The 717-nt window shown below is 64.7% G+C and carries 1 protein-coding gene; it reads left to right on the forward strand.

Annotated elements, in window-relative coordinates; translation table 11 throughout:
- Positions 1–650: IS256 family transposase (locus tag ACTWQR_RS55900; RefSeq protein WP_443235040.1), on the forward strand; the 650-nt coding region annotated here is incomplete at its 5' end.
- Between the last annotated feature and the right edge of the window lie 67 nt (positions 651–717).

Here is a 717-nt window from a genome sequence, read left to right on the forward strand (position 1 = left end):
ACGGCTACCGTGAGATCCTCGGACTGTGGGCCGGCGACGGCGGCGAGGGCGCCAAGTACTGGCAGAAGGTCCTGACCGAGATCCGCAACCGCGGGGTCCGTGACGTGCTGATGCTGGTCTGCGACGGGCTGTCGGCCCTGCCGGAGGCCGTGAACCAGGTCTGGCCCACGACCGTGGTGCAGACCTGCATCGTGCACCTCATCCGCAACAGCCTGCGTTATGCCTCGCGTCGCTATGCGGCCGACATCGCCCGCGACCTCAAGCCGATCTACACGGCTGTCAACGAGGAGCAGGCCCTGGAGCGGCTCACCGAGTTCGCTGCGAAGTGGGACGACAAATACCCCTCGATCTCCGCGATCTGGGAACGGTCCTGGAGCGAGTTCGTGCCCTTCCTCAGCTTCCCCGACGAGATCAGACGGGTCATCTACACCACGAACGCCATCGAGTCCCTCAACGCTCGCTACCGGCGAGCGGCTCAGGCCAGCGGGCACTTCCCCAACGAGAACGCCGCCCTGAAACGGCTCTACCTCGCCACCCTCGCCCTCGACCCCACCGGCCGCGGCCGACAACGGTGGAACAACCGCTGGAAGGGCGCCATGAACCAGTTCGACCAGCTCTTCGACGGCCGCCTCTCCGCCAACCGGGTATAGGCCGAACGGCAGACACCAGAAACGACTAGACCAAACAGACTAAAAACACCTAATTCCTGATAGACCC

This window comes from Streptomyces sp. 2A115 (assembly GCF_052245575.1).
GTDB lineage: Bacteria > Actinomycetota > Actinomycetes > Streptomycetales > Streptomycetaceae > Streptomyces.